This is a genomic window from Gilliamella sp. Bif1-4 (genome assembly GCF_001690535.1).
Lineage (GTDB): Bacteria > Pseudomonadota > Gammaproteobacteria > Enterobacterales > Orbaceae > Gilliamella > Gilliamella bombi.
In genome coordinates, this window is sequence record NZ_LZHC01000062.1 from 289,768 (window position 1) to 306,930 (window position 17,163).

Here is a 17,163-nt window from a genome sequence, read left to right on the forward strand (position 1 = left end):
AAGCTCAAATCGATTAAAATTATAACAACCAGCATTACAATTAATTTATCACGTTGAATATATTAAAATTTGCTGGTTGATTTTATAAATCACTAGGAATGATAATTTAAAATATAATAAATAACTAAGAGAACTATAATGAAAAAAACCACACTTGCTATAGGAATATTTGCTGTATTAGGGATTGCTTACGTAGGCACTACATGGCATACAGGTAATATGATCGAAAATAACATCGATAATGAATTGATACAAATTACAAACAAAATTAATCAAACTCAAGACGATTTCACGTTTAATATTATAAAAAGTAATTATGAAAAGAATATCTTTTCAACTAAATTACATTTAACTATTACAGCATCACTTCAAAATGCTACAGGTGACGACGCTCAACCAAAAACCATATTTTCTGATGATGTTACTATTCATCATGGCCCATTCCCTATTGCTGCACTCGCCAAAGGAAGTTTTGCGCCTAAAATGGCTTGGTTAGAATATGAAATGAGCGAACAAACTAATCCGACACTTTGGAAGCTAGCTGGCAATCAGCCTTTTATTACAGGACATGCAGGTATAAGTTATGGCGAATATATCACCGTTAAACTAGCAAGCAAAGCAATAAAAGTTACCCAAAATGAAGTTCCATTCTTTTCAAGAATTGATGGTGCATTAGAACTTGGTGAAGGCAATTACACCTTTGGTAGTTATACTACTGGATCTGACATATCAACTAAAATTGAAATCGATAAAATTTTATTAACCTACCCTGCATCATTTAATTCAAAACCAGTTTCGGTTGTTATTAATAAATTCGTTATGGACGAAAAAAATGTCTTAAATGACGTCACCAATACTGTCGATGGCTCATTTTCAAGTAGTGTAGATTCAATTATTTATGGACAACAAAATCTGGGTAATGGCTCGATAGATATTGATTTTAAGGGGTTTGATAAACATCTATTTACTAATCAATTGGGAATAGGTTATCCTGACTCAGATGATACAGAACAAAAGCACTATATTAGTTTTTCGTTAAATAAATTTAATTGGCACAATCCTGCAGGCGATATTAATCTTAACTTAATGTTTAGTATGTCTGATATAGATAGTACAGATATCAATGAAGCTGATTACGATAAAATTGACTCACTAAAATTGAAACTTGAAGCACCATTTGACGTATTAGCGTATACGTCCGCACAGATCGAAAACCCTAACTCTAACAAGGTAACGCCAGAACAAATTGCTAAAGCAAATCAAAACCTACAAATGATGTCAGCCTTTTTCATAGGTAATTCCCAATTTTTGACTTCAAGCAATGGTGAAACCAAAGGTATCTATTCCGATGTTAGCCTAAATAAAGGCAGTGACGAAGTTAACGTAAATGGTAAAAAAGTGCCAAAAGAAGAATTCTTTGAACAATTATAATTAGCTAATTTATTGTTCAAACTAACCTATTTAGTTCCGCCACTAATTTTGGCGGAATTTTATTATTTTTAACTTAAGCAAAAAACATTTATGAATACAAATTCATCATCCACAACAGAAAACCAATTTAAACGAACCATGAAAACCCGCCATTTAATTATGTTGTCACTGGGTGGCGTTATTGGCACAGGTCTATTTTTTAATACTGGTTGCATTATTGCTACTGCTGGGGCTATTGGCGCTATTATTGCTTATTTAATTGGTGCATTAGTTGTTTATTTAGTGATGTTGTGCCTAGGCGAACTGGCTGTCGCTATGCCTGAAACAGGTGCGTTTCACACTTATGCTTCTCGCTTTATTAGTCCTGGCACTGGTTATACCGTTGCTTGGCTGTATTGGTTAACTTGGACAGTGGCACTTGGTTCAAGTCTAACTGCAGCGGGCTTATGTATGCAATATTGGTTCCCTACTGTTTCGGTCTGGATTTGGTGTTTAATTTTTTGTATCGTAATCTTTGCATTAAATATTATAACCACCCAATTTTTTGCCGAGAGTGAATTTTGGTTTTCAATCATTAAAATCATCACTATTATTATTTTTATTGTTGCTGGAGCTGCCGCTATCTTTGGTTTTGTTCCTATGAAAAATGACATGCCAGCACCTTTTTTACACAATATTACCGATAATGACTGGTTTCCTAATGGTATAACGCCAATTATCATGACGATGGTTTCAGTTAATTTTGCCTTTTCTGGTACCGAGTTAATCGGTATTGCGGCGGGCGAAACCCATAACCCTGAAAAATCGATTCCACTTGCCATTAAAACAACTATTTTAAGATTAATTCTCTTTTTTATTGGAACAATTATAGTGTTAGCCGCTCTACTACCTATGAATCAAGCTGGCGTTATTACTAGTCCATTTGTAATGGTATTTGAAAATATCGGTATTCCATATGCAGCTGATATATTTAATTTTGTCATTTTAACCGCCATTTTATCATCCGTTAATTCAGGACTTTATGCCTCTGGGCGTATGATGTGGTCGTTGTCTAATCAAGGTACACTACCAAAGTGCTTTGCTAAATTAACCAATAAAGGTATTCCAATGATCGCTATTGCAGTAAGTATGCTTGGTGGATTGTTAGCGTTATTTTCAAGCGTGATAGCTCCTGATACTGTATTTGTAGCATTAACCGCTATTTCTGGCTTCGCCGTGGTAGCAGTTTGGTTAAGTATTTGCATTTCACATTACTTTTTTCGAAAGCAACTATCTGAAAATCAAAAAAATGCCTTAAAATATAAAGCACCATTTTACCCTTTTGTGCCAATTTTAGGGTTTATTCTGTGTTTGATTGCTTGCATTGGTTTAGCATTCGATCCAGAACAACGCATTGCGCTTTATTGCGGTATTCCTTTTGTAATTGTCTGTTTTATTGCGCATCACTTTACCCAATCTTATCAAAAACGAGCAGTAAAAAATGACAAGTTATAATCCAATTAGTGCACTATTCAAACAAAAAAATTACATTATTATTGATGGTGCACTAGCCAGTGAACTACAACACCGTGGATGCGATCTTAATGATAGTTTATGGTCGGCAAAAGTATTAATTGAAAAGCCCGAACTGATCTATCAAGTTCATTATGACTATTTTAAAGCTGGCGCCGATTGCGCTATCACCGCCAGCTATCAAGCCACACCAGTAGGGTTTGAAAAAAAAGGAATTACGTTTGATGAATCTATCAAATTAATAAAAAAAAGCGTTGAACTTGCACAGCAAGCTAAACAGCAGTATTTGAATGAAACAAAACAAAATAAAACGTTACTGATTGCTGGGTCAGTTGGTCCCTATGGAGCATATCTTGCTAATGGGTCAGAATATACTGGCGACTATCAACTAACTGAAGCTGAATTTATTGATTTTCACCGTGATCGCATTCAATCCTTGATTAATGCCCAAGTTGATATCCTTGCTTGTGAAACTTTACCTTCTTTTGCTGAAATTAAAGCATTAGTTAAATTGATACAGCAGTTTCCAACTATCAATACATGGTTTTCGTTTACATTAAAAGATGCCCAGCATCTTAGCGATGGCACACCATTATCACAAGTAATAGATTATTTAAACAACTTCGAGCAAATTGTAAGCCTTGGTATTAACTGCATTGCGTTAGAAAGTGTTACTCCAGCATTAGAAGTGCTAAATAAGCTTACAACCAAACCATTAATTGTTTATCCAAATTCAGGTGAACAATATGATCCAATAACAAAACAGTGGCACAAGAACCATCAACATGATTGCACCTTCAAAAATCAACTACCAACCTGGACAAAATTAGGTGCAAAATTAATTGGTGGTTGCTGCCAAACAACACCGAATGATATTAAAGAGATTGTGAGATTATTAAAGGATTATTAATTTTATTGTGATTGGATTTTGAGCATGAAGAACTATTGTAGTTTTGCGATAATATATCAAACAGCTTCAAATTCAATCAAATTAAACCAACAAAACTGTCATAAAAATCATTGTGTTATTTGTTTTATCAAATTAACCACTGAGAATCTGGTCAATAACTTCCTAGTACAATGAAAAACTACTGAACAATTAATTATAAAACTTAATTGATTTGGTTATAAAAATAACAAAATAGAAAACGCACTTAAAATGATTATTTAACTAGTATGTAGTATGGCTATATTAATAAACAGAATGAACAGCATTATTAAATTTCATCCTGTTTTTTATATAGAGATTAACCTTGAATATTCAATCTTGCATTTTTTAACTGATTAACAAGATCTAACAGTGATAAATTGAGTTGATACATAAATTGTTGGTACGAAAAATTTTTTTTGCTAATTTCGTTTAATTGCAATTCCCAATGGGCTGTCATGTCAGGCATCGACATTATATCGGGTAGTGATAAAATCAGATTTTTACCCACCTCAGTTGAGCGAATTGCTTTGCCTTGTCGAGTTAAAAATTGACGTTTAAATAACAATTCAATAATGCCAGCCCTTGTTGCTTCTGTACCTAAACCATCGGTTTCACGTAGTATTTTTTTGATTTCGGGATCTTTAACAAATCTGGCAATCCCTGTCATTGCCGACAACAATGTTGCATCGGTAAATGGCCTTGGCGGTTGGGTTTCTTTGCTAAGCAGTTCAGTATCAATACATTGCACTGTTTCACCTTTTTTAACTAATTTAATTAATAAACTATTACTTTCATTATCGTCGTTATTAGCTTCTATTTGATTGTTTTTATTTCGAAATAAAACCTTCCAACCTTCATCAAGCATTTGGTTAGCTTTAGAAATAAATTTTCCACCTTTAATATCAACATCAATTTGCAATTCAGCATATTTATATGCTGGATAAAATTGAGCTAAATATTGCGTTGCAACGGCTTGATAAACGGCTTTTTCGTTAACTGATAGGTTATCCATTTTCGCTTTACGCAAGGTTGGAATAATAGCGTGGTGCGCCTCTACTTTTTTGTCATTCCACGCTTTTGTGCGTAAAGTGTAATCAGCATGACTAATTGCGGTTTGCAATTCTGGGCAGTTATTTTCGATGGCTGACTTTACCCCCGTAATTTGTTTTAAGTGTTCTTCTGGCAAAAAGCGACAGTCTGATCTTGGATAGGTAATTAATTTGTGTTTTTCATATAAAGATTGACAAACATCAAGCACATCTTGAGCACTCAGCCCATTTTTTTTAGCCATCTCAATTTGCAGTGCCGATAAATTAAATGGCATTGGTGGCGCAAGTTCTTTCTTTTTATTACTAACTTTATCAATTGTTCCTGATTGATTATTAATACGCTGACAAACATTTTCGGCCAATTTTTTAACTAAAACACGCCCTTCCTCATCCTGATAAGGCGCGCAAGCTTCGCTAGGTTGCCATTTAGCTTTAAATATTTCATTATCTTTGGTTTGTAACACTGCAAAAACTTCATAAAATGGTTTAGGTACAAATTGCGCTATCTCTAAATCTCGTCTAACCACTAACCCTAAAATAGGGGTTTGTACTCGCCCAATTGATAATACACCTCGATAACCGTTTTTTTGACCAACAATAGTACAAAGCCGACTCATATTAATTCCATACAGCCAATCGGCTCTAGCCCTTGCTAATGCCGAGGTTGATAAAGGAATAAAATCTTGATTGTTGCGTAATTGTTGCAATGATTTTTCAACAGCGCTAGCATTCAAATCGCTAATTAAACAGCGTTGAATTGCTTTGCGTTTATCTGGCGATAATTGGCAATAATTTAAAACTTCATCTACTAGTAACTGCCCTTCCCTATCTGGGTCACCAGCGTGTACTATTTGCTCTGCTGACTTAATCAGATCTACCAAAATATTAAATTGTTTTTGTGTATTGCCTTTAGGCATTAATATCCATTTTTCAGGCACTATGGGTAAATCATTAATCACCCATTTTTTATATCGAGGATCATAAACTTCTGGTGTAGCTTGCTCAAGAAGATGACCAATACACCAACTAACCACATCGCCATTACTCGCTTTAATAAAACCATTACCTTTTTGAATAGGTTTAGGTAATACGTCAGCGATAGCCCTTGCTAAGCTGGGCTTTTCGGCAATAAACAAACGATAAGATTGATTAGGTTGCATAAGAATAATTATTCATTAAAATTTCAAACAAGATAAGTTTGAATCGGTGTTAATTTCATGGTTTTAAATAAAAAGTCAATTATATCCTTATACTCAACTTTATAAACGTTCATAAATTTTCATCCATTTTTTAACGATGCTTTATTACCACCATTTTTTGTATTTAAGCCAAATAACTGAAATAACACAAATAATAACAAGTAATAATATTAATCCTACAAAAGACCAACCTTCACTACTAAAAGGAATACCAGCTAAATTGACGCCAAGCAAGCTGGTTAAAAATGTAATGGGTGTAAAAATTATGGTAAAGAGTGACATTAAATAGATTCTTTTATTGGTTGATTCAGCCAAGAAGCTATTAATTTGTTCCATAATTGAAGCTATTCTTAATAAACAGCTATCAATATCAGATACATAATGATTTTGTTGATAGGAAATGTCATGCAAGCGTTGGCGATCGTTATCATCAATCCACGATATTCTTTCAGTCGAAATTTTTACAAAAATATCGCGTTGTGGTGATAACAATCGGCGTAAGACGATCAACTGTTTACGAACTCGACCAATTTCTTTATAAGAAAAGATACGTTGGTTTAAAACAGATTCCTCTAACTTAATGATTTTATTGTGAACACTATCAAAAGATAAATTAACTTGATCACTAATTAAATCAGACATTTGAATCAACCAATCCGCCACATCTACAGGACCAATTCCCTTTTCTAGATGATCCTTTAATTCAGCAATAGCCGAAATTTGTTGATGCCGTGTTGAAATAATCATGTTATCAGTTATATAAAAACGAAAAGTAACAATAGGATCGGGAAGCTCATTGGGAACAAAATTAACACCTTTTAAAACTACTAAAACACCCGACTCAAAACGAATTTCCTTGGATATTTGCTTAGGTTTTAACAATTCGTTTTTAATCAAATCAGGAACTAAGTTAGTATTATTTACCCAATTGATGGTTTCTTGTTTAGCAAAATCTAAATGAATCCAAAATGGTTGTGAAATTGAAGGCTCACTGTTTTCATTAAGTGGTAGCGCTTTGCCTTTACCATCTAACTGGCAACAAAAAGCTGGATTAGCTTCTAAAAGATGTGAAACAGAAATAGAATTTACACTATTTTGATTAGTCATTACCGATCTCATTTATTGTTTTTTCAAATTATATACCTAATTTAGCTTAAATTGGAGCCATCAACTAGAGTTTTATTATTTTACTTAATGCATTAAACCCAATCCGTTAAGCTCATACTGATACAGGTTAAACCCATCCAACAGCTCAATCTAGTCTGACAGAATAAAGCGACCAATATCCAGATCATAATACCTGAAAGTATTGTAATGTAAGCTGGTTTTCCTATATAAATATTGTCTTCAATACCAACTGAGATGAGGTTAACCTGACGGCTATTATTTATAAACATATAAATCATCTTCACACACTAATTTAGAAAAAAATTCATTAAAGCTATTGCATAGAAAAAGAGTACTCTTATCTTGATTTTCGCTCTAAAATCGTTCAGGTAGCATATTGATTTTATTTAAGTTTTTGTAAACAGTGTTTTTTAGAAAAATCAAACAATTACATTATATTTTTATTTTTGATGAAAACTAAGGCTTGATTAAAGCATTTTGGCTGGAGCATCAATTTTATTCGATTTTTTACACTCTTTTAATAAAAAGCCTCCCTCCCATCTTATGCGATCAGTGACAATTCATCACTTTGTCGGTATTATATTGGATATTTTATTATAATTGGTTAGGTTTAGTGTGAATATTCAACAATTATTAACGCAACGTGTTTCGCAAGCTATGATTATGGCTGGTGCAGATAAGAACTGCGACGCTTTAATTAAGCAATCAGCTAAAGTGCAATTCGGTGATTATCAAGCTAATGGCATTATGTCTGTTGCTAAAAAAATGGGAATACCTCCTCGAGAACTTGCTCAGACGGTTTTACAGCATCTTGATATCGATGATATCGCTGAAAAAGTTGAAATTGCAGGTCCTGGTTTTATTAATATCTTTTTGAAAAATAGCTGGATTGCTGAGCAAAATGAAGTTGCTTTAAGTGGTGATAAGCTTAATATTACTTTACCCGCCAAACCGCAAACTATAGTAGTTGATTATTCGGCGCCTAATGTCGCCAAAGAGATGCATGTTGGACACTTGCGTTCAACTATTATTGGTGATGCTAGCGTTCGTGTTTTATCTTTTTTAGGTCATAATGTTATTCGTGCTAATCATGTTGGTGATTGGGGAACGCAATTTGGTATGTTAATTGCGTATCTTGAAAAGATGCAAAATGAACATGCCAATGATATGGATCTTTCAGATTTAGAGTCATTCTATCGCGCCGCTAAAAAGCATTATGACGAAGACGAAGTGTTTGCCGAAAAAGCTCGTAATTATGTAGTGAAATTACAAGGTGGCGATGAATATTGTCGTGATATGTGGCGTAAGCTAGTTGATATTACCATGACGCAAAATATTGCCACTTATAAACGTTTAAATGTTACGTTATCACTTGAAGACACTATGGGTGAAAGCATTTATAACAGCATGCTACCTAATATTGTTGCCGATTTAAAACAGAAAGGGCTTGCGGTTGAAAGTGAAGGGGCGATTGTTGTTTTTCTTGATGAGTATAAAAACAAAGAAGGCGAACCGATGGGTGTTATCATCCAAAAACGTGATGGTGGCTACCTTTATGCAACAACCGATATTGCTTGTGCTAAATACCGTTACGAAACGTTACATGCCGATCGTATTCTTTATTATACTGATTCCCGCCAACATCAACATTTAGAGCAAGTTTGGGCTATTGTTCATAAAGCTAAGTATGTACCAGAATCATTAAAGCTTGAACACCATATGTTTGGTATGATGTTAGGTAAAGATGGTAAGCCGTTTAAAACCCGTTCTGGTGATACTGTTAAATTAAATGATTTGCTAGATGAAGCGTGTGAGCGCGCAACAACTTTAATTCGTAGCAAAAATCCAGATCTTTCTGAAAGTGAGCTTGCAAAAATTGTCGATGCGGTGGCTATTGGTGCAGTTAAATATGCTGATCTTTCTAAAAATCGGACTACTGATTATGTTTTTGATTGGGATAATATGTTGTCATTTGAAGGCAATACCGCACCTTATTTGCAATATGCTTATACCCGTGTGTTATCAATTTTTAAAAAGTCCAATATTTCCGAAGATAGCTTAACAGCTAATATTCGTTTGAAATCTGATAAAGAGCGTGCTTTAGCAACTCGTTTAATTCAATTTGACGAAACAATTTCAACCGTAGCAAGAGAAGGTACACCGCATATACTCTGCGCTTATCTTTATGAAATTGCAACGCTGTTTTCAAGTTTTTATGAAAACTGCCCTATTTTAGTAGCCGAAAACGAAAGTCTGAAACAAAGTCGCTTAAAATTAGCTTCTTTAACAGCTAAAACACTTAAAACTGGCCTTGACATGCTAGGTATTAAGACAGTTGATAAAATGTAGATAAACCGCCACCGATGTAAATGCATGGGTGGCTGTTTTTGCTAACATACCTAACATTTTGAACTATTAACGAAATATGATCAGTTTTATTGTTCGTCATCAAAATAAGTTAATGGCTCTGTTGCTGTTATTTATAACAATCTTTGCCATTCGTTTATATCCACATCCCCCACTTTCAGATCCTCTGAACTTTTCAAAACGCTATTATGATAATAATAACCAGCTAATTCGAATGACATTAGCCAATGATGATCGTTATCGTTTATGGACGCCTTTAGAAGATATTTCGCCTGATATTGTTAATGGTTTGTTGTTACACGAAGATCAGTGGTTTTATTATCATGTTGGCTTTAATCCATTTAGTCTAATTAGGGCCTTTGGAGCAACCTATCTTGGTGGTGGAAATCGTCAAGGTGCTTCAACCATTACCATGCAACTAGCACGAATGCATTGGCGGTTAAATACTAAAACCATTGGTGGGAAGTTGCATCAAATTGCTAGGGCTATACAGTTAGAGTTGATGTATTCTAAACATGATATTTTAGAAGCGTATTTAAATTATGCCCCTTTTGGTCGCAATATTGAAAGTATTGGCGCAGCGTCATTTATCTATTTTAATAAACCACCTTCACAAGTCAATTTGCCTGAGGCGTTAACTTTGGTGGTATTACCTCAATCACCAACATATCGAGTTGATCGAAAAACAGGATTTGCTGGCAAAGCGTTAGTTAAAGCAAGAAATCAATTATTTCAGCGTTGGCAAGAAAAATATTTTGTTGATAGCAATATTGTCGCTCTTTTTTCGCAAAAGTTGGTTTTGCGTCAACCAGAACGAATGCCTTTTGGTGCACCGCATTTTATTAATCAAATCATTCAACAACAGCAAAGCAATGCTCAAGAAATTAAAACTACGTTAGATAATAATCTGCAAAAAATCATTAGTCGGCAAGTTAATTTGTTTATTGAGCGAAATCGCGTAAAAGGTATTAATAATGCGTCGATAATTTTGGTTGATACCCAAACAATGAAGGTTAAGGCACTGATTGGTTCGGCTAATTATTTTGATAATTCTATTCAAGGTCAAGTTAATGGTACCCTTGCCAAACGTTCACCCGGATCTACACTTAAACCGTTTATTTATGCGCTTGGTATGGACCAAGGTGTTTTACATCCTCGTACAATTTTAAAAGATGTGGCAACTGATTTTGGTTCATACACACCAGAAAACTTTGATCGTAACTTTCGAGGCCCTATTTCGGCAACCGATGCATTAATTCATAGCCGTAATATTCCTGCTGTATCAGTGGCCTCTAAATTGCATAATCCCTCTTTTTATCAATTTTTGGTCAATGCTCATATCCAAAAACTCGCCGACGAGTCGCATTATGGTTTATCTTTAGTGTTAGGTGGTGGTGAAGTTACTGCACAAGAGTTAGTCGGGTTATATGCCATGCTAGCCAACGAAGGTCGTTGGCAGCCATTGCAATTTATTGAAGCCGACGACTCACCCGAAGCACAAAAGCTGTTAAGTCCACAAGCAGCATTTATGACCATTGATATGTTGAAACAAAATACCCGCCCACAAGATGTACTTAGCAAAATGCAAAAAAAGGTGGTGCCCGTTGCTTGGAAGACAGGTACATCATGGGGATTTCGTGATGCTTGGACAGCTGGAACATTTGGTAACTATGCTATGGTAGTTTGGCTTGGTAACTTTGATGGTAGTGGTAATAATGCCTTTGTAGGCGTCGATGCCGCCACACCGCTCTTTTTTAATATCGTTGAAAGTATTAACGCTTATTATCCTAACTTGCGTGAACCTAATCGCCCATTACCTCCAAATTTAAAGCGTATCGATATTTGCCTAACCAGTGGCAATCTACTGACTCAATGGTGCAAGGCAAAAGGTAAAACGTGGTTTATTCCGGGTGTGTCACCTATTAATCCTGATACTATTTTTAGACCCGTGATGGTCGACAATCAAACAGGTAAGGCTGTTTGTCCTCCTTATGATTTAACAACCTCTCACTTAGCTGTTTTTGAATATTGGCCGTCAGATTTAGCCGCTGTTTTTGCTAAAGCGGGGATTGCTAAAAAAGCGCCACCATCAACAAAACATTGTCATTCATCACAAAATTTTTTAGGCGAACCGCCAAAAATAACTTCGCCTCTTAAAAATGTGGTTTATCAATTTAGAACCACTAAACAAAAAAATGAACAAATTAGTTTTACTGCTAATAGTGATGGTGATGTTAAATCACTTTATTGGTTTGTTGATAACAATTTTATTGGGCAAACCGAACCACGTAAGGCTCTTAGCTGGATCCCAACACAAAGCGGGACTTTCAAAATTTTAGTGCTTGACGATATGGGTCGAAGTGATTCACGGAATATAAAAATCGAACTGTTTGATTAATTAATATGGTAGTTCACCCCAAATGTTAACTACTATCATCCTTTAAGTCATATTACTTGTTTGGCAATATTTATCTCTAATCTATCAGTATGATCTTTAGCAAAGTTGGCAAATTCAACAAAATGTGACGTTGTGTTGTGAAAATCAATTGCCTGCTGTGATGCCCATGTTTCGATCACTATGAAGATATTTGAATTATCTATACTTTGATTAAGTTCATAGCGTAAACAACCTGCTTCAGCTCGACTACCTGCTACTAGACGTTTAAAAATTGGCTGAAATGCGTCATAGAATTCTGGTTTAACTGTGATTGTGGCAATAATATTTAATTGACTCATGTTAGTAGACTACCTATATTTCAAAATAAGTTGCTTGTGTAGTATAAGCTTGCTACTGCTAATATCAAAAAGCAGTATTTAAGGTTAATAATCTCATTTTTGTGACAACTAATTATTTTTATTAAATAATTAGTTATGATTTTATTTCTTAATTTATTGGTAATTAACTTTATTAAAAACTATTTTTTGAAGTAAAAAATCTAAAAAATAATACTTTAACCATTTCATTTATTTATACATTTTATAAATTATAGTACTTGCTATTAAAAATATTTTGGTTAGAATTTCTGCAGTTTTTTATCGACACGGTGTAGGCACAATGATCAATTGTAACTCAGTAATCTTAATCATTAATATTATTGATTCCATTTTATCCTCCTTTTTGGGGGATTTTTTTTGCCTATTGCGCCCGATTTTATCAACTTCATTTAAAATGATTGAATTGTAGAGGCATATTATGATTGAACATAAAAACATGTTATTAACCACAAGAGACCAAAGTTTAAAAGCCTATTTAATGAATAATATTAAGCAAAATGGCGGATGGGTTAATGCACATATGCATGCTGATCGTGCTTTTACTATTTCGGTTGATAGCTTTGATATCTATCAAAAACAGACTTTAATTGAAAAATGGGATACATTAGATAAAGTCAAAGCATCAATGAGTGAAGACGATTACTATCGTCATTTTAGTATGGCGGTTGAGCGTATGATTGAGCAAGGTGTAAGTGCCATGGGATCGTTTGTTGATATTGATCCTATTGCTGAAGAACGAGCAATTAAAGGTGCCTTAAGAGCACGAGAAACTTATAAAAATGACATCACCATAAAATTAGTTAATCAAACACTTAAAGGTGTTATTGATAAAGAAGCACGTTATTGGTTTGATAAAGGGGCTGATTTAGTTGATATTATTGGCGGTTTACCACGTCGTGATGAGCGTGATCATGGTGAAGGTATGGGACTTAAACATCTTGATGTGTTAATGCAAACAGGTAAATCATTAGGCAAAATGGTGCATGTACATGTTGACCAATTTAACTCACAAGATGAAATCGAAACAGAACAACTTACCGATAAAACCCTTGAGCATGGTATGCACGGGCGAGTTGTTGCTATCCATAGCATTTCTATCACTGCACATAGTTTAGCATATCGCCAAAAACTCTACAAAAAAATGAAAGAGGCCAAAATGATGGTTATTGCTTGTCCTTTTGCTTGGATCGATAGCCCTCGTCGTGAAGAACAAGGTCCTACTCGTAACTCATTAACCCCTGTTGATGAACTGGCGGCTGCTGGTATTCCTGTTGCTATTGGCACAGATAATGTTAGTGATTATATGTTACCATTTTCAACGGGTAATATGTGGGAAGAACTTAAATTGTTAGTAACAGGATGCCGTTATACCGATTTAGACAATGTGATTAATGTGGCAACTAAGAATGGGCGAATGGTGCTAGGTATTGATTGATTTGAGATAGAACAAACTTATCAAAATAAGTTACTCATTCATATTTATTTTGAAAAAATGATACCAATATTGATTCTGTAAATAAATTTGTGTATTTGACTATTTTTGAACATCTCTAACGAGTAAAAAATAGGTTGAGAGATGGTAGTAGAACTATCCAAAGGAATAAAAACCAAGAAGATTTAGGTAAATTAACGGATATTATGAATAAATTGGTGATATAAACAGCATTAAATAAAAAATACCTCAGAATTTAAGTCATAAAAAATAACAGAAAAATGCGGTAGAACCTTTAAATCGTATTATTTGCCATACATCAAGAAACGTAAGGTTTTACCGACTAATGACTCAGTAAAAAAATCATCTAACTAGCGATACAACAAGATTCAAAAAATGGATTATGCAATTCCAAAAAAGAAAAGTGTAATGAGTCTGTTTATTACAGAGTTTGGTGACAAAACAACCGTCATTTTAACTTGCAAATATACAAAACTTAGAATCGGTGCTATTTCCCAAAAAATAACTCTAATATATTGTCACTAATTTTTCTAACACCAACAAACTCAAGTAATATTCGCCTTGCCTCACCAGCATCTCCTCTATCAAGTGCAACCTGAACTTCTTCCGATGCGATAAAAAAACCAATTCCCCACATAGCATGCCCCAAAGCAGAAAGATAATTTGTGATTTTATCGTTAGCTGACGCTAGATAACGAGAAGTTCGAGCAATACTTTTCTGCATTTCTGGCGATAAATTGAGATAAGTCTTTTTAAGATTGTCAAAATAATCATAAGTTATAAACTTTCTGTCAGGGCTATTAAGTTTTAACCAAAATTCAATATTATCTGGTGCTAACTTAGCGCCTGCGGCATCTAAACCGGCAATATTTTTAATATGCTCAAAAGCACGCCCAATTCCCTCGGTTTGTTCGATAGATTTTAATACCGATGATGGAATACCATTAACTGATGTCACTTTGAGATTATTCAATAATGCAGGTAATTGTGTGCCACCAAAAACCCGCCCCGAGTCCATTCCAAATCCACCAAGTACACGAACATCACCCACTGCACCATCAACAAAACGTTTAGAAATAGCATCCCATGCGCCATTAGGTTGACGGCTGCCATTGCTGTTTGAGCCAAAAAGGAATTCAATTGCTTTGTTAGATAACTGACTACCTTCACCTTTACCAAAGATCTGCTTTAACTTCCTATTTAAAGGTGAACCATTTAAATCAGCATCAGCTAAAAATTTAGCTGCCTCAGTATTATCGATAAGGCGAAGAGAAGAGTTATTTTTTAATTGATCGATAATTTCTGATGTATGCACGCCAGAATCTAACATCCCTGAATAGAGAATGGTTGTGTTGCCATGGGTATTTATATCTAATTGCTGTATTAAATCACGTAATCCATCGGCATCCTTGATCTTAAATAATCGTTTTTCCGCTTCTTGTTGAGTCAATCCCACCATATTGGACTATTCCTCCAGTATAATAATTGATTATCTTGTTAACTTACCAAACACTAAAAATTACATCTAATCAGTGCTTCCTCATTAGATTCTACATCTCTAAGTCCACTACATTTATAGACAGCTAATGCCTCTTTTAAAATGGTTAACAAACCCGCCTTCGACATAGTCGATAAACAACTTGGGTTCATTGACACAATTTCCCAAGCAATTTTTATAGGAAATGAATTAGCATATTCCAAACCGATCGCTTGCAAATCGCTAGGTTTCCAACGACCAGTTTCCAAAATAAACTCAATATTCTGACCATCAATATGCAGGATAAACACCTGCTTATTCGTTGGTTCAGGGATACCGGAAGGGCTATCATAATTTAGCACCCAACCACAGTTAAATAACCAATACCCTCGTTCCTTATCCACACACCAAGCGTGTTGGTGAACATCAAACTTCTTCAATAGTTCAGGCATTTTGGTACCAAAGCGGCGGTACTTATTCCATAAATTATCTAAATCATATTTTTTGGCATCTTCTTCCGACACATAGGCATTGACAAATGGCATCAGTCACTCCTTAATTAAATTGTGTTAAATAAATTTGGGCTCTGTTATATAAAATATAAATGCAGATAAATAGAATTATAAATAAGATAGTTGGTTTGTAAATAACCCAAAACAGATTATAAGTATTCATTATCAGGAGACAAACTGATTAAATTATCATTATAATTTGTTTAATAATTGATCGGTAACAATATTGAAATACGATTGAAAGTTATGCTGATATTTTGAAGGGGATAAGTCGATTTGAATTTAGAACATTTTTAGAGGATGGTTGTTTTTATATCTAATTGCTGTATTAAATCACGTAATCCATCGGCATCCTTGACCTTAAATAATCGTTTTTCCGCTTCCTCTTTAGGAAATCCCACCATATTGGCCTATTCCTCCAGTATAATAATTGATTATAGTGTTAGCTTAGAAAATACTAAAAATTAAACTTAAAAAATGATTTCTTATTAGTTTCCAAATTTCGAATTCCTCTACATTTATAAACAGTTAATGCCTCTTTTAAAATGGTTAACAAATCCGTCTTCGACATAGTAGGTAAACTACTCGGGTTCATTGACACAATTTCCCAAGCAAATTGTATCGGATATAAGTCAGTAGATACTGACTCACTAGGATCCAAATCGCTAGAGTCCAAAATAAATTCAATATTCTGGCCATCAACATGCAGGATAAATACCTCCTTACTCGTTGGTTCAGGGATACCGGAAGGACTATCATAATTATGCACATAACCGCAACTAAATAACCAATACCCTCGTTCCTTATCCACACACCAAGCGTGTTGATGAACATCAAAACTGTTTAATAGGTTTGGCATTTTATGATTAGGCCAGATATTGTACTTATTCCATAAATTATCTAAATCATATTTTTTAGCATCTTCTTCCGACACATAGGCATTGACAAATGGCATCAGTCACTCCTTAATTAAATTGTGTTAAATAAATTTGGGCTCTGTTATATAAAATATAAATGCAGATAAGCAAAATTATAAATAAGATAATTGGTTTGTAAATAACCCAAAACAGATTATAAGTATTCATTATCAGGAGACAAACTGATTAAATTATCATTATAATTTGTTTAATAATTGATCGGTAACAATATTGAAATACGATTGAAAGTTATGCTGATATTTTGAAGGGGATAAGTCGATTTGAATTTAGAACATTTTTAGAGGATGGTTGTTTTTATATCTAATTGCTGTATTAAATCACGTAATCCATCGGCATCCTTAATCTTAAATAATCGTTTTTCCGCTTCTTGTTGAGTCAATCCCACCATATT

General features: G+C 34.3%; 12 protein-coding genes. 6 read left to right on the plus strand and 6 right to left on the minus strand.

Going from position 1 to position 17,163, the window contains the following annotated elements; all coding sequences use genetic code 11:
• Nucleotides 1-138: 138 nt before the first annotated feature.
• From A9G25_RS10945 to mmuM, 3 genes are all read left to right on the plus strand, one after another.
• Nucleotides 139-1,431 carry a YdgA family protein gene (locus A9G25_RS10945; protein ID WP_065626943.1) on the plus strand — a complete coding sequence of 431 codons (1,293 nt, stop codon included), beginning with the start codon at nt 139-141 and terminating at the stop codon, nt 1,429-1,431.
• A gap of 90 nt (nt 1,432-1,521) precedes the next feature.
• Nucleotides 1,522-2,925, plus strand: a complete 1,404-nt coding sequence (gene mmuP / locus A9G25_RS10950; protein WP_065626944.1) for an S-methylmethionine permease — start codon at nt 1,522-1,524, stop codon at nt 2,923-2,925.
• Nucleotides 2,912-3,853, plus strand: a complete 942-nt coding sequence (mmuM, locus tag A9G25_RS10955; protein ID WP_065626945.1) for a homocysteine S-methyltransferase — start codon at nt 2,912-2,914, stop codon at nt 3,851-3,853. Before mmuP ends, mmuM begins: the two co-directional genes overlap by 14 nt.
• 337 nt (nt 3,854-4,190) lie before the next feature.
• Here the strand turns inward: mmuM and A9G25_RS10960 are convergent, their stop codons facing one another.
• Both A9G25_RS10960 and zntB read right to left on the minus strand, forming a co-directional pair.
• A complete protein-coding gene (locus A9G25_RS10960; RefSeq protein WP_065626946.1) occupies nt 4,191-6,083 on the minus strand; it encodes a DNA topoisomerase III in 1,893 nt (630 codons plus the stop codon).
• 144 nt (nt 6,084-6,227) lie between these two features.
• Nucleotides 6,228-7,229, minus strand: coding sequence for a zinc transporter ZntB (gene zntB / locus A9G25_RS10965; protein ID WP_176701122.1), 1,002 nt, complete (start codon nt 7,227-7,229; stop codon nt 6,228-6,230).
• A gap of 636 nt (nt 7,230-7,865) precedes the next feature.
• Here zntB and argS point away from each other — a divergent pair.
• Both argS and pbpC read left to right on the plus strand, forming a co-directional pair.
• Complete coding sequence (gene argS / locus A9G25_RS10970) at nt 7,866-9,599, plus strand: arginine--tRNA ligase (protein ID WP_065626947.1); 1,734 nt, start codon at nt 7,866-7,868, stop codon at nt 9,597-9,599.
• Between the two features lie 76 nt (nt 9,600-9,675).
• A complete protein-coding gene (gene pbpC, locus A9G25_RS10975) occupies nt 9,676-12,015 on the plus strand; it encodes a penicillin-binding protein 1C (protein WP_065626948.1) in 2,340 nt (779 codons plus the stop codon).
• 47 nt (nt 12,016-12,062) lie between these two features.
• Here pbpC and A9G25_RS10980 read toward each other — a convergent pair whose 3' ends face one another.
• Complete coding sequence (locus A9G25_RS10980; protein ID WP_065626949.1) at nt 12,063-12,353, minus strand: putative quinol monooxygenase; 291 nt, start codon at nt 12,351-12,353, stop codon at nt 12,063-12,065.
• Nucleotides 12,354-12,810: 457 nt separating this feature from the next.
• Between A9G25_RS10980 and A9G25_RS10985 the strand changes: the two genes are divergently transcribed.
• A complete protein-coding gene (locus A9G25_RS10985) occupies nt 12,811-13,827 on the plus strand; it encodes an amidohydrolase family protein (protein ID WP_218057613.1) in 1,017 nt (338 codons plus the stop codon).
• A 505-nt stretch (nt 13,828-14,332) separates the two neighbouring features.
• Here the strand turns inward: A9G25_RS10985 and A9G25_RS10990 are convergent.
• The 3 genes from A9G25_RS10990 to A9G25_RS11000 all read right to left on the minus strand — a co-directional run bounded on the left by A9G25_RS10990 (nt 14,333) and on the right by A9G25_RS11000 (nt 16,789).
• Nucleotides 14,333-15,304, minus strand: coding sequence for a hypothetical protein (locus A9G25_RS10990; protein ID WP_065626950.1), 972 nt, complete (start codon nt 15,302-15,304; stop codon nt 14,333-14,335).
• Between the two features lie 53 nt (nt 15,305-15,357).
• The gene (locus A9G25_RS10995) at nt 15,358-15,867 is read right to left on the minus strand and encodes a hypothetical protein (RefSeq protein ID WP_065626951.1); all 510 of its coding nucleotides are present in this window, start codon (nt 15,865-15,867) and stop codon (nt 15,358-15,360) included.
• A 424-nt stretch (nt 15,868-16,291) separates the two neighbouring features.
• Nucleotides 16,292-16,789 (minus strand): hypothetical protein, encoded by a 498-nt coding sequence (locus A9G25_RS11000; protein WP_065626010.1) that lies wholly within the window; start codon nt 16,787-16,789, stop codon nt 16,292-16,294.
• Nucleotides 16,790-17,163 lie beyond the last annotated feature (374 nt).

What these genes read in the sequence shown, in the direction of transcription:
- A9G25_RS10985 (WP_218057613.1), top strand. Translation starts at nt 12,811, where the DNA reads ATGATTGAACATAAAAACATGTTATTAACCACAAGAGACCAAAGTTTA.
- A9G25_RS10990 (WP_065626950.1), bottom strand. Translation starts at nt 15,304, where the DNA reads ATGGTGGGATTGACTCAACAAGAAGCGGAAAAACGATTATTTAAGATC.
- pbpC (WP_065626948.1), top strand. Translation starts at nt 9,676, where the DNA reads ATGATCAGTTTTATTGTTCGTCATCAAAATAAGTTAATGGCTCTGTTG.
- A9G25_RS10945 (WP_065626943.1), top strand. Translation starts at nt 139, where the DNA reads ATGAAAAAAACCACACTTGCTATAGGAATATTTGCTGTATTAGGGATT.
- A9G25_RS10960 (WP_065626946.1), bottom strand. Translation starts at nt 6,083, where the DNA reads ATGCAACCTAATCAATCTTATCGTTTGTTTATTGCCGAAAAGCCCAGC.
- mmuP (WP_065626944.1), top strand. Translation starts at nt 1,522, where the DNA reads ATGAATACAAATTCATCATCCACAACAGAAAACCAATTTAAACGAACC.
- A9G25_RS10980 (WP_065626949.1), bottom strand. Translation starts at nt 12,353, where the DNA reads ATGAGTCAATTAAATATTATTGCCACAATCACAGTTAAACCAGAATTC.
- mmuM (WP_065626945.1), top strand. Translation starts at nt 2,912, where the DNA reads ATGACAAGTTATAATCCAATTAGTGCACTATTCAAACAAAAAAATTAC.
- zntB (WP_176701122.1), bottom strand. Translation starts at nt 7,229, where the DNA reads ATGACTAATCAAAATAGTGTAAATTCTATTTCTGTTTCACATCTTTTA.
- A9G25_RS10995 (WP_065626951.1), bottom strand. Translation starts at nt 15,867, where the DNA reads ATGCCATTTGTCAATGCCTATGTGTCGGAAGAAGATGCCAAAAAATAT.
- A9G25_RS11000 (WP_065626010.1), bottom strand. Translation starts at nt 16,789, where the DNA reads ATGCCATTTGTCAATGCCTATGTGTCGGAAGAAGATGCTAAAAAATAT.